The organism is Enterococcus sp. AZ163 (genome assembly GCF_050498925.1).
Lineage (GTDB): Bacteria > Bacillota > Bacilli > Lactobacillales > Enterococcaceae > Enterococcus_A > Enterococcus_A ferrettii.
On record NZ_JBIPAO010000001.1, the window covers coordinates 3524519 to 3545587 of the forward strand.

Annotated in this window: 18 protein-coding genes; 4 read left to right on the plus strand and 14 right to left on the minus strand. The window is 40.9% G+C overall.

Going from position 1 to position 21069, the window contains the following annotated elements:
- Nucleotides 1-9: 9 nt before the first annotated feature.
- Entirely contained in the window at nt 10-1518 is a 1509-nt protein-coding gene (locus IGI46_RS16950; protein ID WP_429973863.1) for an ABC transporter substrate-binding protein/permease, read from the minus strand.
- Nucleotides 1519-1727: 209 nt separating this feature from the next.
- On the opposite strand from IGI46_RS16950, the gene IGI46_RS16955 reads away from it, so the two are divergent.
- Nucleotides 1728-2903 (plus strand): PucR family transcriptional regulator, encoded by a 1176-nt coding sequence (locus tag IGI46_RS16955; protein ID WP_429973864.1) that lies wholly within the window; start codon nt 1728-1730, stop codon nt 2901-2903.
- A 60-nt stretch (nt 2904-2963) separates the two neighbouring features.
- On the opposite strand, the gene IGI46_RS16960 is transcribed toward IGI46_RS16955, so the two are convergent.
- Both IGI46_RS16960 and IGI46_RS16965 read right to left on the minus strand, forming a co-directional pair.
- On the minus strand, nt 2964-3938 hold the full coding sequence (locus tag IGI46_RS16960) for a ribose-phosphate diphosphokinase (RefSeq protein WP_207701102.1): 975 nt from the start codon (nt 3936-3938) through the stop codon (nt 2964-2966).
- Between the two features lie 68 nt (nt 3939-4006).
- Nucleotides 4007-4552 (minus strand): hypothetical protein, encoded by a 546-nt coding sequence (locus IGI46_RS16965; protein ID WP_429973865.1) that lies wholly within the window; start codon nt 4550-4552, stop codon nt 4007-4009.
- A gap of 84 nt (nt 4553-4636) precedes the next feature.
- Here IGI46_RS16965 and IGI46_RS16970 point away from each other — a divergent pair, with 84 nt between their 5' ends.
- Nucleotides 4637-6544, plus strand: coding sequence for a M13 family metallopeptidase (locus tag IGI46_RS16970; protein ID WP_429973866.1), 1908 nt, complete (start codon nt 4637-4639; stop codon nt 6542-6544).
- Nucleotides 6545-6800: 256 nt separating this feature from the next.
- On the opposite strand, the gene IGI46_RS16975 is transcribed toward IGI46_RS16970, so the two are convergent.
- The 7 genes from IGI46_RS16975 to IGI46_RS17005 all read right to left on the minus strand — a co-directional run bounded on the left by IGI46_RS16975 (nt 6801) and on the right by IGI46_RS17005 (nt 15195).
- Nucleotides 6801-7637 (minus strand): SDR family NAD(P)-dependent oxidoreductase, encoded by an 837-nt coding sequence (locus IGI46_RS16975; protein ID WP_207701099.1) that lies wholly within the window; start codon nt 7635-7637, stop codon nt 6801-6803.
- Between the two features lie 106 nt (nt 7638-7743).
- Nucleotides 7744-8397 carry a hypothetical protein gene (locus IGI46_RS16980; protein ID WP_429973867.1) on the minus strand — a complete coding sequence of 218 codons (654 nt, stop codon included), beginning with the start codon at nt 8395-8397 and terminating at the stop codon, nt 7744-7746.
- A 42-nt stretch (nt 8398-8439) separates the two neighbouring features.
- Entirely contained in the window at nt 8440-10563 is a 2124-nt protein-coding gene (locus tag IGI46_RS16985) for a hydantoinase/oxoprolinase family protein (protein WP_429973868.1), read from the minus strand.
- 24 nt (nt 10564-10587) lie between these two features.
- Entirely contained in the window at nt 10588-11916 is a 1329-nt protein-coding gene (locus tag IGI46_RS16990) for a citrate transporter (RefSeq protein WP_207701096.1), read from the minus strand.
- 126 nt (nt 11917-12042) lie between these two features.
- Nucleotides 12043-13326, minus strand: coding sequence for an MFS transporter (locus IGI46_RS16995; protein ID WP_429964135.1), 1284 nt, complete (start codon nt 13324-13326; stop codon nt 12043-12045).
- An 82-nt stretch (nt 13327-13408) separates the two neighbouring features.
- Entirely contained in the window at nt 13409-14260 is an 852-nt protein-coding gene (locus tag IGI46_RS17000; protein ID WP_429973869.1) for a shikimate dehydrogenase, read from the minus strand.
- 83 nt (nt 14261-14343) lie between these two features.
- Complete coding sequence (locus IGI46_RS17005; RefSeq protein WP_207701093.1) at nt 14344-15195, minus strand: sugar phosphate isomerase/epimerase family protein; 852 nt, start codon at nt 15193-15195, stop codon at nt 14344-14346.
- A gap of 300 nt (nt 15196-15495) precedes the next feature.
- Here IGI46_RS17005 and IGI46_RS17010 point away from each other — a divergent pair, with 300 nt between their 5' ends.
- Nucleotides 15496-16398: a LysR family transcriptional regulator gene (locus IGI46_RS17010; protein ID WP_429973870.1), complete on the plus strand. Its 903-nt coding sequence runs from the start codon at nt 15496-15498 to the stop codon at nt 16396-16398.
- A gap of 92 nt (nt 16399-16490) precedes the next feature.
- On the opposite strand, the gene IGI46_RS17015 is transcribed toward IGI46_RS17010, so the two are convergent.
- Nucleotides 16491-17111 (minus strand): hypothetical protein, encoded by a 621-nt coding sequence (locus IGI46_RS17015; protein WP_429973871.1) that lies wholly within the window; start codon nt 17109-17111, stop codon nt 16491-16493.
- Between the two features lie 238 nt (nt 17112-17349).
- On the opposite strand from IGI46_RS17015, the gene IGI46_RS17020 reads away from it, so the two are divergent.
- Nucleotides 17350-18222, plus strand: a complete 873-nt coding sequence (locus IGI46_RS17020) for an Rpn family recombination-promoting nuclease/putative transposase (protein ID WP_429973872.1) — start codon at nt 17350-17352, stop codon at nt 18220-18222.
- Nucleotides 18223-18632: 410 nt separating this feature from the next.
- Here the strand turns inward: IGI46_RS17020 and IGI46_RS17025 are convergent, their stop codons facing one another.
- From IGI46_RS17025 to IGI46_RS17035, 3 genes are all read right to left on the minus strand, one after another.
- Complete coding sequence (locus tag IGI46_RS17025) at nt 18633-19100, minus strand: Dps family protein (RefSeq protein WP_207701088.1); 468 nt, start codon at nt 19098-19100, stop codon at nt 18633-18635.
- Between the two features lie 148 nt (nt 19101-19248).
- Nucleotides 19249-19929, minus strand: coding sequence for a fructose-6-phosphate aldolase (locus IGI46_RS17030; protein WP_429964140.1), 681 nt, complete (start codon nt 19927-19929; stop codon nt 19249-19251).
- 171 nt (nt 19930-20100) lie between these two features.
- Nucleotides 20101-21066, minus strand: a complete 966-nt coding sequence (locus IGI46_RS17035; protein ID WP_429973873.1) for a sugar-binding transcriptional regulator — start codon at nt 21064-21066, stop codon at nt 20101-20103.
- Between the last annotated feature and the right edge of the window lie 3 nt (nt 21067-21069).

Sequence of the window (21069 nt, forward strand, 5' to 3'; positions counted from 1 at the left end):
TTTCTCCCCCTAGCTTTTAGATGAACGAGCCAGCTTTTTCTCAAAACGAGCCACCAGCAATGAAACCACACAGGTCATGCAGAAATAGATAATCGCTGCAATAAAGAGCGATTCCATCGTGCGATAGGTCGCAGCCTTTACTGTATCCGCCACAAACATCAATTCAGAAACCGCAATCACTGACAATAAGGACGTTTCTTTAATCATAGAAATGAACTCGTTGCCTAACGCCGGCAGAATATTGCGAATGGCTTGAGGCAAAATAATTTCTCTCATGGTCATCCACTTGTTTAATCCTAATGAATAACCGGCTTCGCTTTGTCCTTTATCGACTGCGTTAATCCCCGAGCGGATAATTTCAGCTACATAAGCACTGGAATTAATCGACAGCGCAATACATCCCGGAATTAAACGGGCTAAATTCACACCCCACACATGAACCGAGGGAATAGAAATAATCATGGAAAGGCCAAAATAGAAAATGAATACTTGGAGCAAGGCTGGCGTTCCCCGAAGCACCTGGATGTAAAAGGTGGCTAGTGCTTTCAACAGCTTATTGGAAGAAATTCTCAACAAAGCAATCAAAATTCCCAGCAAGGTGCCGAAAAGCACACAAACTACAGCTACACCAATTGTTGTTAGGGCACCTTTCAGGAACAGCGGACCATACGTCTTCAACATACTTTGGCTATCTTGACTATCACCAGCCTTCGCCAGTTCAATATTTTTGTCTAAGAGGTCCTCCATCATTCCTTTTTCTTCCATATCAGCGATGATTTCGTTCACTCGTTCAATTAATGCCGTGCTTTCTTTAGGGAAAGCAATTACCTGAGCTGTCTTTTCTTCAGGAACCTCAATCTCAACATCCGCAATCGTTAGGTTGGGATAAACGTCTAAATAATTCTGGGCCGTTAACCAACCGACTACACCAGCATCCACTGTTCCAGCATTAATTTCCGCAATAACCTCTGGCAGCTTGCCTAACGCGACAGGCTGTGCATTTCCTAAATAGTCGTTGAGAATGGTTTCCTGAGTAGACCCCTTTTGAGCAGCCACTTCTTTGCCCGTTAAGGAATCTACAGAAGTGAAGACCTCGGCTTTATCCTTGGTCGTCAAAATAACAAAGGGTAAAGTATGATAAGGATTAGAGAAACCAACAATTTCTCTTCTTTCAGGTGTCGGATTGAAACCAGCCAATGCCATATCAAACTCATTGGTTTGAATACTAGGAATCAGACCATCAAACTTCATGTTGGTTATTTCCAGCTCAACCCCTAATTCCTTCGCAATTTCCTTCGCGACATCAATATCAAAACCCACGATTTCTTCTTTACCATTGTTCATGCGAATAAACTCTTTTGGCGGATTATCCGCAGATGTTCCAACAATGAGTGTTCCCCGATCCAACACTCTTTGCAGTGAATCATCCTCCTCCGCGTATCCTTTGATACTACCGGTCAAAACAATCAATAATCCCAGCAGCAAAATGGGCCATTTACTTAACCATCTTTTCTCCATTGTTTCCCCTCCAAGCAGTGAATATTCATTCACCTTTATCCCTACATTTTTTGGTTATTCTTATTATACCTGCTAATGCTACTCACTTTTTTGAAAATAATACAATTTGGTTTGCGAATTTTTGTGAATCGTACAAAAAAGAGCAGCTGCAATGCTATAATTACTTTGATTGGAATGCATAATTATTAAATACCCAGAGGAGGAAAGGCATGAGTATTGCGATTCGCGAAGTGTTAGCCTTTGATTACTTTCATTTTTTAAGCTTGGCAGCAGGCAAAAGCGGACTGGACAACGAAATTACTACGGTAGGTATTTTAGAATATGAATACGATGAGGGGTTGCACCCTAAAAGAAAATTTGATGTAAACACCTTAGTTATTACGAGCTTGTATTTTGCTAAAAATAAACCCGATCTACTGGTGGATACGATTCGTCTGCTTTATCGGGATGGGGTCAGCGGATTAATTGTCAAAAAGATTTTCTTTCAAGAATTACCTGTTGAGCTCCTGGCCTATGCGAATGAAATTAATTTCCCGATCTTTACTTATGAGCAGTCAGCCACTCCTCATTTCGAAGATATTTTATTCCAGCTGAAGCAGGTCATTTCCTTTGATGGCCAACAGAAGATTCTAGAAATGCTTGTGGAGGAATTATTAGCGGGTGAAGCGATTCCTGAAGCAAGGATTCAATCCCTATTGTTTCAACAGGAGATGCTTAAAAAATTTGCTCTGTTTTATCTTTTGCCTGATCGCTTGAATTTACCCATTGTTCATTGGCTATCCTTAATAAACAATTATCAGCACAGCAGCTTTTTCATCCGGGGTATCGGTTATCAGCAAGGCTTCTTTGTACTTTTAGGCATAAAGAAGCACTCGCTCAAGGAGGAAAGCTTTCCGCCGATTGCTGATCTCTTCCAGCAAATCGGCTTACCTGCGACTGATTTCATGGTAGGCAGAAGCTTAGATTATCGCCAAACAGCCGAATTGAAAAATGCGTTCTCCGAAGCCTTGATAAGCGCCCAGTTCGGTGAAAAATCACAAAATAGAGTCAACAGTTATGAGGAATTGGGTGTTTACCAGCTGCTAATTCCGTATTATCAAGACGCTATCTTCTCCCGTTTCAGTCAGATGCTGCTGCATAAAATCAAACAAAATGATCCTTCAAAAAAACAAAAGCTGCTGGAAACTGCCCGAGCCTTTGTTCATTATGAAGGCAATCTTTCTATGATGGCGGATGCCTTAGAAATTCACGAAAATTCTGTTCGCTATCGGCTGCACAAACTAAAAGAGCTTCTAAGTCATGACTCTCTAGTATTGTCCGACTTTGCTTTATACGAACAGCTTTCTTTGGCGATTAAAACTGATGAGCTCCTGACCAAAGAATAACTCACCTAAAAAAGGTGCTCTAAACTGATTTAATCAGTTTTAGAGCACCTTTTTAACTTTCTATTCAAACTCTTTTTTTTCAACAGTAAACAATGGACTGACTGATTGGTTGTTGTGAATGCGTTTTAAGGCTTCACCCATTAAATCAGCACAGCTGATGATTTTCAACTGCTTCGGATGACGATCATCTGGTGTGAAGACCGAATCAGTGATGCAAATTTCTTTTATATCGGTTTGATCTAAACATTCCTTGGCTGGCGCTGAGAGCAAGCCATGAGATGCACAGGCAACAACATCTTTAGCTCCTGCCTTTTTCAAGGTAGCAGCTGCCTTTTTGAAAACCTGTCCCGTATTCAGAATATCATCCACCATAATACAGACTTTACCAGCAACATCGCCGATCACATATCCGCTTTCTGGACTGCCTTCTTCAGCTTCATCTACAATCGCAATCGTTGTATCTAAATATTCCGACAAGCTGCGGGCACGCTGCACACCGCTGTTCTTAGGCGATACGACAACATAATCGTCCCCTACCATCTTCTTCTCACGGTAATAGTGAGCAAAAAGCGGCATGGTAAATAAGTTATCAACTGGAATATCGAAAAATCCTTGGACTTGAACAGTGTGCAAATCTAATGTCAGCACGCGGGTTGCCCCTGCATCTGATAAAAGATTGGCAATCAATTTTGCTGTAATTGGTTCATGCGGCTTCGCTGTCCGATCCTGTCTTGCATACCCATAATAAGGTAATACAACATTGACTGTCTTGGCGCTGGCCCGTTTCATCGCATCAATCATAATCAACAATTCCATGTAGTAATCATTTACCGGCTGATTAGTGGCTTGTACCAAATAGATATCATAGCCTCGTACGGTTTCCTCTACGTTGATGGCAATTTCTCCATCGCTAAATTGTTTCACTGTACACTTACCTAATGTTGTTCCACAAACAGCTGCAATCTTTTCGCCCAACGGCTGATTGCCATTTAAACTAAAGATCTTGAATTTCTTTTCGCTATTTTGTTCTGTCATGGTGTCCCTCCAAGCATTTTCTACCAATAGTTTAACACAACTTTAACTCTTTTTTATGGATTTTATTCTCAAGAAAAAGAGATTGTTCCGTTTGCCCAACGCGCAGGGATTATTTTGTTGTAATTTCCCCAGTTGTCGTGCACCTTATAAAGGCGCTGGCCGTGGCTGTCTTCGTAAAATCCATAAGCAACTACCCAGTGGTTTCCATAGGTGCTGCCTAACAAACGTAAAACACCGATCATTACCGGCTTGCCTTCCAGAATTCGCTTTGTTGCTCGATGCCAGGCACCTGTTGAAGTGAAGCGTGTGCGCTTGTGCGTTTTTTGCTGGTTCAAAAACCGATTCAAGCCGAAGCTGATTTGAACTGGAACCGTGGGGAAATCAATCGGCTGCAAGATCGGCTGCATTGCTTTAATTAGAGCTTGGTTATCTGCTGAGCCCTTTTTTCGCAGCCTGGTCGGAAGAATAGTTTCATCCAAATAATCTTGATAATAAGCCAGCAAAACACTGCTGGCATATGTACCGCATAAAAAACCGCTGGGGGTACGCCAAGTACGGTAGGTTTTGAAGCGCTCTTCTGGCAATTCAATCCAAGTATTTAAAGGATAGGTCATCTTTTTTGCTCCTTGAGTTTATTTGTTTTGAGTATTTCTCTTGTCTATATGATAATAGAAAGGAAGGAAAGGGGCACGTATTAAATGGAAAAATTGATGATAAAACAAGATTTGTATGAAGCCGTTAATGGTGAATGGTTGAAAACTGCTGAGATTCCGGCGGATAAACCGGCAACCGGGGGCTTTCAGGATTTGGTAGATGAGATTGACGATCTGTTGATCGCCGATACCAATCATCTGGTGGAGGAACCTGATACGATTCCGAACGACTTAATGAAGGAATATATCGCCTATTATCGCTTAACTAGCGACTTTGAAAAGCGAAATGCAGATGGCATGCAGCCTTTGCTGCCAATTCTGGGACGGATTGAGAAATTAACTTCTTTTTCAGATTTAAATGAACAGTTAAAAGATTGGGTCCTATCAGGACTGCCGTTACCTTTTGGCTTAGATGTTGATGCTGATATGAAGAATACTACAACCAATGCACTGTTTGCTGGTTCAACTAGTCTAATTCTACCAGACAAAACCTATTATGCTGAGGATCATCCACAAGCAGAACAGCTGCTGGCTATTTTCAAAGATATGACCTTGCAGCTTTTCGATTTAGCAGGCTATGAAAAGAAAGAAGCCGAACGAATGACGGATGAAGCGTTAGCTTTTGACCGCCTAATCGCTCCTCATGTGAAAAGTGCCGAAGAAAATGCCGATTACAGTAAAATGTATAATCCTCAATCTGTCGAAGATTTTGTGGCCCACAGCAGCTACTTAAAGCTGGATCAGCTGCTGCAAAATTTAGTTGGTCAGCTTCCGGAACAAGTGATTGTGACCGAACCTCTTTACTTTGAGCAATTGGACAGCTTCTTTAATCCAGATAATTTTTCTCTAGTAAAAAGCTGGATGATGGTTCTCAGTCTGAATGCCTTAACTGGCTATTTAAGTGAAGATGCTCGCCAAATTGGCGGCATCTACAGTCGTGCTTTATCAGGCACAGCCGAAGCGAGACCGCAGAAAAAAGCCGCCTTCTATTTAGCTTCAGGTCGATTTGACCAAGTTTTAGGCGACTACTACGGAAAGAAATATTTTGGTGAACAAGCCAAAAATGATGTCAAACAAATGGTGGAAACCATGATTCAAGTCTACAAAGACCGCTTAGCAAATAATACTTGGCTAGGTGAGGCTACCCGCGAAAAAGCTATTTTGAAGTTAAGTACGCTGGGAATCCATGTTGGTTACCCGGACGAAATTCCAGAATTGTACCATCGCTTTAAAGTAATGCCGGCAGAAAAAGGCGAAACCTTGCTGACAAATGCACTGGCCTTTAGTCGGTTAAGTCGTGAAGATCAATTCAGCAAATGGAACCAGCCAGTTGATCGGGACGAATGGGAAATGAGCGCGGATACTGTAAATGCGTACTATCATCCATTCCGCAATATCATTGTCTTCCCAGCAGCCATTCTGCAGGCGCCTTTTTACAGCTTGGAGCAGTCAAAGAGTGCTAATTACGGCGGAATCGGAGCAGTTATCGCTCACGAAATTTCACATGCCTTTGACAACAACGGTTCTCTCTTTGATGAGCTGGGCAATTTGAATAACTGGTGGACGGAAGAAGACCGTCAACAGTTCCAAACCTTAGCTGATGCAATGATTGCAGAATTTGATGGTTTAGAAATTGCTGGTGGAAAAGTGAATGGCAAGCTGACAGTTTCTGAGAATATTGCTGATGCGGGTGGTTTAAGCTGTGCTTTAGAAGCCGCCAAGCGAGAAGAAGAAACAGATCTCGAAGCCTTCTTTATCAACTGGGCTACTATTTGGCGTATGAAGGCGCGACCTGAATACTCTCAGCTTTTATTAGCTGTTGATGTTCATGCACCAAATAAACTGCGAGCAAATATTCAGGTGAAAAACATGGAAGATTTCTATCAAACCTTTGATGTCACAGCAGAAGATGAGATGTATTTAGCTCCTGAAAAACGGGTAAGTATTTGGTAACAAAGGACTACCCTAATGTGGATTAACTGACTATGTCTCCATATTTTCAGTCATTCCTGTTAAGTTAAAGAGGCTACGACATGTTAAATCACAGTTGCTTTCATACTGAGCTGTTTTCACAGTATTCCATGATTAAATGTTTGGGTCTAAAGTTGGTCTCCACCCAATAATTGGAATAAAGGAGCCAAAAATTATTCCCACAAAAAACCCAGCTAAGCTGAGCAGTCATTGCTCCTTTTAGCTGGGTTAATTTTAATTAGTTTTTAGGTTTCTTTGAATCAATTGCATATTGACGACGTCCGCCTGGTTTTGGAACCAAGTCGCCGATCATGTTGCCAAAGCCGCCTTCAACACGCAGCTCATGACCATTGGTGTAGTCAGAACGTTTGCTTGCCAAGTAAAGAACAGCATTCGCGATGTCTTGTACTTCACCGATACGACGGTTAGCAGTCATTCTTCTGCGTCCTTCTTCTACTTCTTCATCTTCATAGAATTTAGTTGACAGTGGTGTTTTAACGAAACATGGTAATACACAGTTGCTGCGTACGCCATATTGTCCCCATTCACCAGCAATCATTTTAGACAGCATATTTACACCGGCTTTACTTGGGCTGTAAGCGCCTGAGTAAGTTTCTGGACTAAGTGACGCAATGGTTGAAATGTGAACCATGCGGCCTGATTGTTGTTCGATCATCACACGGCCAACACGTTGTGACACTAAGAAATAACCAGTTAAGTTTACATCAATCGTACGTTTCCATTCGTCTAAAGCTAAATCCTCTAAAGGACTAAATGTTAAGATGGCAGCCGTTTGAACCAATACATCAATGCGGCCAAAGTCAGCTTTAACTGCTTTAGCTAAAGCATCCACTTGCTCCTCAACTGTTGAGTTGCATGCATAGCCTTTTGCTTCTACGCCATATGTGCTGTTTAATTCCTTCGCATAGCTTTGTGTTGCTTCTTCGTTCAAATCCACTAAAGCTAATTTAGCGCCTTGTTCAGCAAAGTCGTTTGCGATTTTGCGTCCCATTCCGCCTAAAGCACCAGTGATGATTACTACGTCGCCAGCTAAATCTAACCAAGTTTTTTCCATTGTTTGATTTCTCCTTTTGTTGTTATTCTCTATTACCTACTATACGTTACTTTAAGCAATTAAACTAATTGCTTTTTTTAATTAATCCATAGCTTCAAGTGATGAATCACTCTACCTGTTTCAACAGCTGCTCATTAAAGGATTCACTAAACGCTGTATCAAACTTGTATAGCAGCACTGGATTGAATAAAAGCGGTGAAAAGCTTAAATCAAAGACCTCTTTGGCAAATGCCGTGGCTGCAATCTCACTCAAGGAATGTATTCTAACTGTTTTTGAAAACGGACCAATTTTGTACTGGACATGTTTTTCCGTGGTATACAGCTGGTCGCGATTTTCCAAATAATGATATAATTCGTGAGCAATCAAAACATCAGCAATCGGCGCGCGTTCTACTAAGAATTGCAGTGCCTCTTGCTGATCAATTAGCTGCTGACCAGAGTCAAGCAAGGTGCGGTTCAAGGTAATCCGGTTTGGTAAACGGATTTCTGCCAAGGTATAGGCCACCTTAGTTTTACTGGAGGTTTCCTCAACATAGGTTACACTGATTCCCGCTTCAGCCAGAAAATCAGACAGGCTCAGACTCTGTAAGTGCCGAGCCGCAGCCTGTCCGCTTGCGATTGCTTTTGCTACCAAAGCAGCTTGTTCATTTTCGGGAATTTTACGATAAAGATTATCCTGAGCCAGTAAATAGTGAGCAAATAATTCCTCTGATTGCTGGCTAAGCTGAATAATTTGTTTGACAAATCCTTCTGTACTCACAGCTTCTCTCCTTAAAACAGCGTTCAAGAAGAAGGCTGTTCATTATTTGAAGCGGTTGGCAGCAATAATGATAATTTCATCAGTACCAACGATTTCGCTCATTTCAATATCAATCAGCATCGTTAATTGGGTAAAATCCGTGCTGGAGAAATCGAGTAAACGGGGGCCGACACAGAAATAGAAATCGGGACGAATAATCAAATCACTTTGATAGTTGGCCATGTCTTCCCATAATTTCGTTACCTGTTCCAGGTAGCTTTGGATAGTCGTTTTGACCACTTTGGCATGCTGGCGCTGTACCCGAATGAAGCCCTTTTTATCGATTACTCGAATGGCTTCGCCGGTTTTAGCCGAAGAAGCACCAAAAATATGGAATTGATCCGTTTTTTCTAATAGTTTAACTTCATTGTCTGGAACCCGTAGATCATGTACCGCGATTTCTCTTGCTTCGGTTTCAGTTGCTGCACTTTGCAATTCCGTCGCTTGAGCAGCGGTAGATCCCGAAGCCCGTGCTGTGATTTTTTGGGTTTGTGGATCAATTTCGATATGAACCTCAACACTATCTTCAGTTGCGCCGCTTTCAATCGCCATATTGATCACTTCTTGTTTAATTGATTGAATATCCGATTTGGTCGGACTAGGAACAATCCGTTCCACTACATCCTGAACAGCTGCCAGGGCTACACCAATAGAAGAAATCACCTCAGCATTTTCAGGAATTTTATAAACCAAATCCATTCTTTCTGCCGCAAACTTGATCAATGAAGCCACGCCGCCGCCAACACCTACTAGCGTCATTTGGTTTTTCTCCAGCTGGTATTTCTTGGCTAGGGATTGAATGACCGGCTCGATCTTCTCAACAGCTTTGCTTAAGATTTGGCGAGCGACCTCTTCTACCGTTTGGCCTAAATAATCTGCCAACGGCTGCATTGCTTTACGCGCAGATTCGACATACCCATGTGAAAAATCTTCTTCCGTAACATAGCCTAAAACATTTGCTGCACAGGAATTAGTGATAGTCACTGCTTTTCCACTTGCTAAACGGATCGCTACGTAATCTTCTGGATCTCCTGGTTTTGGTGCAAACAGCTCCAGCTTTGGATCAACAATCTCATCTTCAGGAGTATATACTGAGTATTCCAAGCCGGCAATGTGGGCACTTCGAGGACCGACATCTTTTACACCGCTTTTGCTTACTCGAATCATACTTCCTCCGGCTACCCCCAGCACGCGAACATCTAAAGAGTTTACGTAGGTTTTATGGCCTGAAATTTCTGAGTAGTCAATCACCGGACGACCATTTTTAATTACACCCAAGTTGGTGGAGGTTCCTCCAACTTCGAAATAAATGCCGTTTGACGTTCGTAAATACATCAAGGCACCCATTACGCTGGCCGCTGGACCAGAAAGCATTGTTAATACTGGACGTTTTTTCATTTCAACAACATCCATCAGTCCACCGTCACCACGCATAATCATTAAGGGAACGTCTACACCTGATGAACGGACACTTTGTTCAGTTGAATTAGCTGTTTCTAGCATCTTAGGTAAAATCGATGCATTGATCGTTGCAGTGCGCGTCCGACGAGACAAGCCATACAGCTTGGTCATTTCCGAGGCCAACGTTACTTGGACTCCTTTACGCTTACCGATCTCTGCAATTTTTTCTTCCAAGCTCAAATTATCTACCCCAAAAGCTGCTGAAGCTACTAAAACATCAATTCCTTCTGCTAACAATTCATCAATGTTTTTAGAAATTGCTGCTTCATCAAAATCTTTGTGAGAAATAAAGCGAGAGAGAACATGAATACTTCTGCCGGTCCCTAAATCGATATCATTCAGATTTGTTTGAGGTTTAGCCAGCCAGCCTTCCATCTTCCCGCGAGCAGTGCTGATGATCCCAATTTTTGCTACGTCACCTTCCAATAATGCATTGGTTGCTTGGGTTGTACTGTGGGCAACAAAAACCACTTCTTCAGCTGCTATGTCAAATTCGGACAAACATTTTAAAAAGGAATTTACTACTCCTTCAGCCACACCCTTCTCACTATCATGAGTCGTCTTCACGGAGGATTTTCCAATAATTTCTTGTGTATCATTGTCAATAGCTACTGCTTTCGTATGCGTGCCACCAACATCTATACCTATTCGAACGCGTCGTTTCATGTCGATTTTCTCCTTACTTCTAGTCTATAAAGGGTTGTTAAGGAAAAAGTTGGCTATTTCCAAAACCAAAGCGATTAAAGTTCCCGGTATCAGCGCCACCTTCATATAATCTGTACTGTTAATTCGATTAAATCCAAGTCCCCACGCATTCCAAGAAATTGTAATATCAAAATGTGCCATCCCAATTAATACGGAAGCAAACAATGGATACAAGAAAGTTGTCGGATAGTTGGTTGTTTGACTAACTACCGCTAGTAAAGCAGCTCCTGACCCGATTAAAGAAAGAGGACCCTTAAACCATGTTAGTGGTGCTAGAATACCAAACATGATACATAAAGCCAACGGCGAAATAGGAATAATTCCCCCGATAATCGTTTGAAAATAAGGGGCCGCATAAACAGCTGCATCATTAAACATCGCCAATGTAATCCAAAAAGCAATCAAGGCTGACATGTCTTTTACACCCTCCGTAAAAATACGAGAAATGGTACGAGAAATATCCCTAAAACTTCCTTTTAGTCCACCACATACCCATAGACCATAGATACTTGCGATAATGAAGCAAAGAATGACCGGCAGTTTAAATACAATGACCCCCACGACTGGCAAAAAAGGCGTGATTAAAGAAATTCCTGGTGCATCTACTACTTCAACATTCTTAGTTGCTGCCCATGAATAGGTTAAGCTTTCCATTTTTAAGTAGAACATTGATGCGACTGATACAATGACAATCATTACAGCAAATGCTAGCATCCCAAACGGAAAATAGTCATTATAGGTGTACTCGGCTCCTCCATTGGAGTTTAAGAAAAACGCCGAATATTGACCAAAATTAATTGGATTCAGAAAGATCCCTGCGGCTACCGAACCAGTAAAAGAGAAGAACGCAATAACCTTCGGAATACCAATCGAAAACAAGATAGGCAATACAATGACTGCAATCGCGATAACTGATCCCCCTCCAGTCATAGAGGTAAAGATAAAGCCGCTGATTACATTCACAATAGCTAAAATGATTGCTGGGTTATCCCCACCTAATTCCACACTCTTTCGAATAATCGTAGCTGCTATTCCTGTGTCCAATAAAATTCGACCAAAAAAAGCACCCAAAAAAATGTTCATTACGGAAGCACCATATTTTTCTGGAGCTGTTTGATAAACTTGTCGCAGCATGTCATTGACGGTTAATCCATCGAAAGCCGCATTTGGTGAAAGCATATTGCCAATAATTGGCAGAAATGTCCAAATTGTTGCCATAATGAAAAAGCCGATCATCAAATTATGACCCTTTATACAATATGTAACCATTCCTGCGAAGGAACAAATGAGCAATATTCCAATAATAATATCCATAGGGACCCCCTAAAATAACCTAGTATCTGTCCTAGATACATTTTTCCTGTATTCATTTATATAGCAAAACAAGGAGGCAACTATTTTCAATTAAAAAATAGTTGTTCCTCCAAAAAAAATTATTTATTAATCACGCAGACGTTCGAATGCGCCATAGCCAAAGACTTTTTTGTGTTGTCCCACTAGGTAGAACATCATCACAGTCGCAATAACTGCTGCTGCTAAAAGCAGAATCATCATCAAGTATACTGCCCGAGTTTCTCCAACTGAACGAGTCATTGCAGAAACGATGAACGGTAGGAATGTACTTGCAAATCCCATGAATGTATAGTAAATCCCGGTGTTTCTTCCCTTAGGTCCAGGACAAAACATTTGGCGTACACCCAAACCAGTTTGCAGTGCACCACCTGAAGCAAAGAATCCAAGTGCTGCAATACTGATGTAAATGACTGCTGGATGACGAATGATCAACACAATTGCCAAAGCCAAAGCAGTGAAGATAGAATCGATTACCAATACTTTTAATGGGTTCCAACGAAGCTTACCCATCATGATTGCCCAAAAGACAACCGCGATAATTCCGCCAAAGGTATAAATCGAAGTTAAACCTGCTGCTTGAATCTCAGAAAGTCCCGCATTGCTTAATCCAAACGCCTTTGTATATTGTTGCGCACCATACATGATAAACATACATAGGAAAGCGTAGAACATGGTGATAAAGTTTACTAGTGTGTTTGGTTTTATCAGCAATTTTGCTTTCGCATCGTCAATTTCTTTTTTGATCGCATCCGAATGGCTGCCATCTTTTGAATCCCCACTCCCCTTCATCAAATCATCGTACACAAAAGGTGAAAGCACGGCTAGTACTAGACAGGCAACGGATAGTACTAACGGAATGATTACGTTCATTTGAGGAGAACCCATTTCGGTAAAGTTAACAACCATCAATGGATAGAAGATTCCGCCTAATGATACAAATAGCTTGATTCCAATTAATGCAGAGCCTGCATATTTAGGCGCTGCTTCTTGCACTGCAGGATACAATGAAGCATCCCAGAAACCAGAAGTAGCGACACCCGCCATAAATGCACAAACAGATGCAACCATCATACTTGGACTAAGCAATAATCCTGCAAAACAGATGATGTAAAGGATTGCTCCGCCGATGGCCATTTTTTTCCGACCAATTTTATCAGAAATTTCTCCACCGATCCAAACTGAAATAAATTTACCAAAACCAGTTGCAGTAATTGCTAATGAAACCGCAGCAGCTCCTGCTGTTGCATCAGTATATCCCCATTTTTCATAAAAATAAGGCATGTTCTGACTAAGAATAAGTGCTTGCATACCATGTGTAAAGTAACACAAGTATACGGTTACTAAGGATAATACATATTTTTTCGCTCTCATTTTTACTCTCCTTGATTGGTTATCCCACATTTTTTTTACTCTTCCTGCAACTGTAAATCAGCTGCAGGAAGAAGTACTTCTTTTATTTAGGTTTTACTGGTAGATCTTTACCGGTAAAGATTTTGAAAGCCGCTTTGCCCTGTGCCAGAAGCATACCTGCTCCACCAACAGTTTTACAACCTTTTTCTTCAGCATCCTTTAACAGCTGAGTTTTTGGCGGGTTGTAAATTGCATCGGCAACAATCAAGTTGTCATGGAAAATACCAGTATCACTGATTGGTGTACGAGTGGATCCTTCACCCATACCTACTACGGTACCATTAATTAAGATATCTGCTTCAGCAACTTTTTCTTTCAAAAGATCTGCATCCGCTAAATCATAAATAGCGATATCTAATTCTGGATAGTGCTTCTTCACTCGTTCAACGGTACGCTCTCCATTTGCGAAGAAGGCATCCTTCAAGTTGAAGATTGCAATCGATGCTGCTTCTTCAATTGCTAATTGGACTTGAATAGCTGTTGCTGCGCCGCCAGTCCCAAGAACAACAAACTTTTTACCCTTTGGATCAACATCGTGAGCCATTAAGTTATCAACAAAACCCATGCCATCAGTAATGTGACCAGTTAATTTGCCGTCTACATTTGTAAAAGTATTAATTGCTCCAACCATTTGAGCGGCTGGTGAAAGCTCGTCCATGAATTTAGCTGCTTCACCTTTACATGGCATTGTTACGTTTCCACCAGGCATACTGAATGTTTTTACTGCATCTATCGCTTTTTCAACGCCGTCAACCTCAACATCAAATGCCATGTAAACAGCGTCCATATCTAATTGTTCAAAAGCATAATTATACATAGCTGGTGAGCCAGAATGACCAACCGGGCTGCCAATTAAACCGTATAGCTTTGTTTTTCCTGAAATTCCTTCTAACATGTATACACATCCCTATTCATTTTTATTAGCTAGTATACTACATTTCGATTTGTAATTTTATCCCTTTTTAGAAATTCGTAAAATTAATCTAGTAATTCAGGCCAAGCTTGCTTGATTACATCGATACTTGTGTCGTAATTCATTTGGGCTGCTTTTTGGTAACCCAACTCTAAGTTGTTATCTGAAATAACTTCTGTCCCAACTACACGAGGGTTAATTCCATGCTCTTTCAAGGCTTTCAAGAAACCAACTGTATCGCCCCAGCCAGTACCTGGGCATAAACGATCATGCAAGGATTCTTCACGTAAGATTGGTTTTGGATACGGACGTTCCAAAACATCACAGATTTGAATTGAAACAACTTTTTCAGCTGGTACACCCTTCAAATCTTCGGCAGTCATTTCAGCACGTGCCCAGTGCCAAGTGTCTAAGATCAGCATTGCATTGTCGCAGTCAGCACCCTTAACAATTTCCCAAGCAGTCTTCAAATCAGGCACGCCGCTGTAAGGCATGAATTCTAAACCAATTGCTAATTCCTTTGAGCGTTCGCACAATTCTTTGAAGGCTTGAATTTGTACTTCTAATGAGTCCATTTCCATTAAGCCGCAGTTAATGTGGCCTACGCCGAATAAACGAGCCATATGATAAATCGTTTGTTCCTTGAATTGTTGTAATAAAGTACTTGGCGCTTCTGCTGTTTTATTTGGGTCAGTCCACATAGTAATGTATTCAACTTCCGTAACCTTCATGTCATTCTCTTCAAGAATTTCTAGCATTCTTTCATCAGAGTAGCCTTGTTTTACTGCTAACATATAAGTTTCAGCGCGAATCCCAATTCCGTCAAAACCAGCGGCCTTTGCTGCTTTCACCCGTTCTTCAAAATCAATCTCCGTGCCTAATGTAAATGAACTAATTGTTAAAGGTACTTTTCTCATTTCTATTTCCTCCTAAAAATTATTTAAAGTTATTTTTTTCACATGAGAGAGTAAAAACAAACTCATGGTTTAGACTTCCTTACAAAAAAGCGGTTACTTCTGGCGAAAACATCTGCAATTCCGAGGAATTCCATAGGTATTCTGTTTCCATTTAAAGTTCCTTACTTCACAATCACTTTTCGAATTAATTCTAACTTGGATTTCTTGAAATATCTAATTGATTTTTATAGCAAAACCTATAGGTAAAAGAAATAGGTTTTGCTATAATGAAGAAAACTGTGCACAGGGAGCGTACATATCATGAATTTACAACACCTCAAATATTTCGATGTCCTGGCCCGGGAACAGCATTATACGCGTTCCAGTAAATTGCTCAATGTCACACAGCCTAGTTTAAGTAATGCAATTTCTTCGTTGGAGTCTGAATTAGGCGTCCCCCTATTTGAAAAAAAAGGCCGCAATGTCGTTCTGACGAAGCCTGGTATAATTTTCCATGATTACGTCAGCAAAACCTTAAATATGTTAGATACTGGTATTGAGACTGTCTCAAAAATCAGCAAAGGCAGTGGCTATATAAGCTTCGCCTTTTTACCTATTTTAGGAACGCGCTATGCGCCCCGCTTTGCCAGCGGCTTTATCAACGCGAATCCTGAAAAGGAAGTCGAGTTTGATTTCCATTCTTCCGCCGGCATCACTAAAGAAATTATCGAAGGGGTAAAGAGCATGAAGTATGATATCGGTATTTGTTCCTATTTGCCGGATGAGCCGATGATTGAATTTGTTCCAGTGGCGAATCAAGAGTTGGTAGTGATCACACCTTTAGATCATCCTTTAGCCCAATTCGATGAAGTTTATTTAGAACAGACACAACCATTCCCGCAAATCGGCTTCAGTAAAAACAGCGGATTGCGCAGCATCATCGATAGTGCCTTTAAACGTAACAACTGTACCTACAATATTGTTTATGAAGTAACCGTGGATCAGGTGATCGCTGGTTTAGTTAGTCAAGGCTTCGGCATGGCTGTAGTACCTGATATGGGGATTTTAGACTCGCTGCCCCTGAAGAAAATTCGCCTAAAAAATCTAAACTGGGAGCGTTACTTCTATCTGGTGACTAATAAGGAAGCCTATTTGACTCCTGTGGTAACGAATTTTAAAGAATACGTATTGGCCCATTCCGATCCCAAGGAAACCATCTATTAAAATAAAGCATAAAAAATCGACCCGCAAAATATTAGATTTTTAGTCTAACTCTTGCGGGTCGATACAGGTTCAACCAATTCACTGCTTTTTTTCTATTTTGTCTCCATTAGTTTCACCATTGTTTCATACTGATAATATTGGCGCGCCAATTCCTTTTTAAAATTAGCAGTAATTCTGCGAAAAACCCCATATGGAACTTCACTGGATCGATTCTCCTTAATCAACGGCTGCAGCTCATTTAAAAAGTCTTCCTGATCCTTCAAGTGCTGAATGACATAGATTTCCATCAAACTTGAGGCATACTCTACTAAATAGTTTTCATAATAAATTTTTTCCAAGGTAACCCCTTGCTGTAAATTGTGTTGAATCGATTCCTTTAATAATTGGATCAAACGAGTCTGCTCATCCGAGTGGCCTTCAATTTTACCTAACTGATCAACCAGCTCTGCCTCCTCCAAATGGCTGTAATCCTTCGTCAAAATGGCACTCGCCAGTAAATCCACCAAATATAAAGAGCCGTCCATCGCCAGCAGCAATTCTTCTGCTACCGTCTGAATCCGCTCCTGTTCGTCGTATTCACGAGCAATCTTTTGTCCATCCTTGGCAATTTTTTCTGCTAGTGGCAGCAGACGCTGTGGTGTATCAATTGTATTGTATAAAAAACGATTGGCCAAATTACTGACCTTCATTTCAAATTGTGCTTGGTTGTCCATATAAGCACCTCCTGTTCTTATTATAGTGAAGAAGACAGGTTTGGGTGAAAGGATAAGGCTTTTAGTCTGCTGATTGATCTGTATCACATATTACGATCCATTCAAATTTGTTTGCTATTCTCGAAAAAAATTGATCTTTTTTGCATATATTATGTTGAAGCAAATTTTGATAGAGAATGGCCGGCCATGGTATACTACTGGTGAAAAAATCTCTGTCGCCGAAAGGATAGAGATTTAGATGAAAAACAGACCGAAAGTACTCCCCACAATGGATTTACTATTCAAAAAACTCCTATGCTCTAAGGATTCGACGCACATTTTGAAAGCATTTATTCGCGATATTTTAGGAAAAGAGTTCAAGACCGTAAAGCCCAGAGAAACGTACCATATTGACAGCTACAAGAAGGCCTTCGACGAAAACCCTGAATTGATGCGCACGGAAGTAGACATTTTAGCGGAAACAGAAGCTGGTGGTCACGTAACCATCGAAATGCAAATCCAATCTCACGATTATTTCATCGAACGGTCTCTCTTTTACTTATTAGAAGCCTTTCGCAGTTCATTAGGCAACCAAGAGATTGAGGACTTTATCAAGAGCAATAATTTTTCCTCTCTGCGTCCGGCTTATGGAATAAATATCATTGATTTTCACTTGTTTGAGCAGGACGAAGCTGCAATCCACAAGTTTGCCCTGCTGGATTCAGCTTCTCACAAGCCATTGTGTGCAGGACAAGGCGATGAACTGATTATGTTATGCTTCTTCAGCTTAAAGAATAAAAACATTGATCTAACGAGTGCCGCCTATCTTTGGCATCAGTTTTTCAAAACTGGTGAAGTACCTGATGAAGCCCCCAATTATTTGAAAGAAGCTCAGAAAAAAATTGACTACTATTCACTGGACGAGGAGGAACAAAAAATGATTATAGATATAAATAAGGCAAAGATGGTGAATGATGCTGTGTTAGCAACAGCGGTCAGAGAAGCTCAGAAAGCAGAAAAACTTGAAATTGCATTGAATTTACTAAAAATCGGCCTCTCGATAGAACAAGTCGCTGATAGCACTAAATTATCGAGTGAAGAAGTAGAAGCGCTGCGAAATACGCTCGTTTAGTTAGCCGGTTAGAAGTAGAAGAGCCTATCACTTTGTTTTCTAAGAGTTACCAAGGTTTCTGTGAACAACTATAAAAAAGTAGCCAAACCACTTAAGCATAAACATAACGCCTAGCTAATTCTAAATCTGGAATTAGTTAGGCGTTCGTTTGTGCTAACTTCCAAAGTATCTAACCAAGTCAACATCTTCCCTTGTTCAATTTCCTCTACTTCTGAAGCAACACCTTTTGGAAACTTGCACCTACAGAATTTCCTATTTTCGTCAGCTCCCCTCTTATCTAAATTAAGTTTAACCTGTTTATCAAATGAAGAATTTAGATAAAAGCTAGCTCTCCAGCAAATTTCCCATCATAAATCTCCACAAAAAAAACTGCTCCTCTCCTAAAGGAAAAGCAGTCATTATTTCTATTATTATGCGTCAACACCTGGTGCTTTGCCTAATTTGGCTTGCAGCATCCAAATTTTCTTTTCGATGTCCGTTTTGAAAGCGATGAAGATATCTTGTGTGCTGTCGTCACCTTCCTCACCAGACACATCAATTCCTTTTTGGTAAAGGTCAGCTAAATAGCGATAACCTGCCACTAAAACTTCCATGCGTTCAGGAATCGTACGATCCCAGCTGCCAACTTCATCCTTGATGCCAGTATTGTCTGCCCATTCACGTAAAGTTGAATAAGGTGAGCCATCTAAAGTAATCAAGCGTTCAGAAATCACATCCAGTTGATCGTTGATTTCATCCATATAATCATCCATCAATGGGTGCAAGGTTAAAAATTCAGGTCCGCGCATGTACCAGTGTGTTTGGTGAATCACCGTGCTCATTTGACTTAAATCAGCTACCAATTGGTTCAAGACTTCTTTTGTTTTTCCATATTTCATTGTTTATCCCTCGTTTCTTTTTGTTTACTCTTTAAGTATATCTTAAGGAAGCAGACTATGCAATAATTATGATTAATTAATAATCGTTATCATCTGAACAATAAAAACACTTCCCTTTAAAAAGAGAAGTGCTAATGAAATCGTTGGATTAAATAGAAGCTAAATTTGTGTCAACACCGTAAACAGCCTCCCAGTCAGCGGTGAAATCATCTACTGCCTGCCCAATTGAAGGCATTGCCAAAGCTTGTTGAATAATGTCTACACCCATGGTAGCAGCTTGACTGCCGCTTTCCAATGCTGCATTTACCTGACCGGCATTCTTGAAGCTAGCCGCAACAATTTTGGTCTCGCTGTCGGTTCGTTCAATTTCCTGTGCCATTTCAAAAATAGCTTCACGAGGGTCAATGCCCATGTTTTCCATTCGGTTGAAGTATGGTGCGATGTAATCCGCACCAGCCGCAATCGCTAAGTAAGCCTGGAATTTGGTATAGATCGCTGTGGCAGTAACATTTGCTCCACGACGTTTTAACTCTTTAATCACCTTTAAGCCGACTTCGCTAACAGGGACTTTTATAAAAACCTTTTGATCAATCTTGTTCAAAATTGTTTCGGCATCTTTGATCATACCTTCGTAGTCTTTAGCAACTACTTGTACGTGCAATGAACGGTTTTCACCGATGATGCTGCGAATTTCCTTCATGTGGTCGAAAAAGGCTACCTTGCCCTCTTTTTTTACAATCGAGGGATTTGAAGTCACTCCAACAACTGGCAAAATTTCTACATACTTTTTAATGTCAGCAATATTCGCTGTATCTAACATAAATTCCATTACTGATACGCCCCTTTATGATTTATTCTACGTACCTAGCATAGCACCTGCCGAAAAAAGTAACAGTATCTTTTTAGGAAAAAGTCGATGAAGCTTGATTTAACAAGGATTCCCTTGGTTAACTACTTAAAAATCGCACAAATGTGCATTTTCATTCTAATTAGCTACTTATTAGCTACTTATGCCTTCCTTAGTTATTCGCAAAATTTCCTCCGCGGTTTCCTGATCGGTAATCAAAGTGTTTAGATAGCCCTTATCCAGCAAAGGGACGATCGAACGAGCTTTCGCTGTACCACGAGCAATGCCGACGGACTGAGGAATTTCAGCTAATGCCTCTAGCGGCAAGCCAATCGTTCGCTGATCCAGCTGTCCTTTTAACAATTTGCCAAAACGGTCATAAAACCGGCAGCAGCAATCACCAATGGCTTCCCGCAGACGAAGCTCCTCATAATCTTCTTCCGTTAATAGATCCCGCCACTGACTTTTCTTATAGCTCAATGGGCCACCTACACCAACAATCGCCATATCTAATTGCTGCCAATACTCTCGCAGTTCCTGAAAGTATTTCGATTGGAAAATTCCTTCAGCCAGCTGCTTTGTTTCCTGAGTAACGGTCGCATTCACGAAGACACTGTGCCCGTTTAACTTGCGAGCCAGCTCATAGACCAGAGTATTTACATGATATCGGGAGTTAATATGACTCGGTCCTCCAACAATGGGCACAATTGTCGCATTATTTACCGATTTAGCTTCTAAATGATTGACCGCATTGCCGACACTTTCGCCCCAAGAAACACCAATGACACATTCATCCTTCAATTGACGTCGCAGCCAGCTGGCAGCCGTTTTGGCTAAGCTTTCTTCCTTTTCTTCTGAACTCATTGTTGCATCGTTTGGTGCAATTTCGATGTGCTCTAGCTGATACCGCTTTTTCAGCTGATCCTCCAACGAGAAAAGCGCTGGATCAAAATGATTGATGGTAATCTCAACAATACCCAGTTCTTTAGCTTGGGCCAGCATTCGGCTAACCGTTGTACGATAGATATTCAATTCCTTAGCGATTTGCGCCTGGGTCAAATCCTGCTGGTAATATAAATAAGCGGCTTTTGCCAGTAATTTTTTCTTTTCTTCCTTCATAAT

Coding starts and splice junctions, on each gene's coding strand:
- IGI46_RS16950 (WP_429973863.1), bottom strand. CDS start 1,518: ATGGAGAAAAGATGGTTAAGTAAATGGCCCATTTTGCTGCTGGGATTA.
- IGI46_RS16955 (WP_429973864.1), top strand. CDS start 1,728: ATGAGTATTGCGATTCGCGAAGTGTTAGCCTTTGATTACTTTCATTTT.
- IGI46_RS16960 (WP_207701102.1), bottom strand. CDS start 3,938: ATGACAGAACAAAATAGCGAAAAGAAATTCAAGATCTTTAGTTTAAAT.
- IGI46_RS16965 (WP_429973865.1), bottom strand. CDS start 4,552: ATGACCTATCCTTTAAATACTTGGATTGAATTGCCAGAAGAGCGCTTC.
- IGI46_RS16970 (WP_429973866.1), top strand. CDS start 4,637: ATGGAAAAATTGATGATAAAACAAGATTTGTATGAAGCCGTTAATGGT.
- IGI46_RS16975 (WP_207701099.1), bottom strand. CDS start 7,637: ATGGAAAAAACTTGGTTAGATTTAGCTGGCGACGTAGTAATCATCACT.
- IGI46_RS16985 (WP_429973868.1), bottom strand. CDS start 10,563: ATGAAACGACGCGTTCGAATAGGTATAGATGTTGGTGGCACGCATACG.
- IGI46_RS16990 (WP_207701096.1), bottom strand. CDS start 11,916: ATGGATATTATTATTGGAATATTGCTCATTTGTTCCTTCGCAGGAATG.
- IGI46_RS16995 (WP_429964135.1), bottom strand. CDS start 13,326: ATGAGAGCGAAAAAATATGTATTATCCTTAGTAACCGTATACTTGTGT.
- IGI46_RS17000 (WP_429973869.1), bottom strand. CDS start 14,260: ATGTTAGAAGGAATTTCAGGAAAAACAAAGCTATACGGTTTAATTGGC.
- IGI46_RS17005 (WP_207701093.1), bottom strand. CDS start 15,195: ATGAGAAAAGTACCTTTAACAATTAGTTCATTTACATTAGGCACGGAG.
- IGI46_RS17010 (WP_429973870.1), top strand. CDS start 15,496: ATGAATTTACAACACCTCAAATATTTCGATGTCCTGGCCCGGGAACAG.
- IGI46_RS17015 (WP_429973871.1), bottom strand. CDS start 17,111: ATGGACAACCAAGCACAATTTGAAATGAAGGTCAGTAATTTGGCCAAT.
- IGI46_RS17020 (WP_429973872.1), top strand. CDS start 17,350: ATGAAAAACAGACCGAAAGTACTCCCCACAATGGATTTACTATTCAAA.
- IGI46_RS17025 (WP_207701088.1), bottom strand. CDS start 19,100: ATGAAATATGGAAAAACAAAAGAAGTCTTGAACCAATTGGTAGCTGAT.
- IGI46_RS17030 (WP_429964140.1), bottom strand. CDS start 19,929: ATGGAATTTATGTTAGATACAGCGAATATTGCTGACATTAAAAAGTAT.
- IGI46_RS17035 (WP_429973873.1), bottom strand. CDS start 21,066: ATGAAGGAAGAAAAGAAAAAATTACTGGCAAAAGCCGCTTATTTATAT.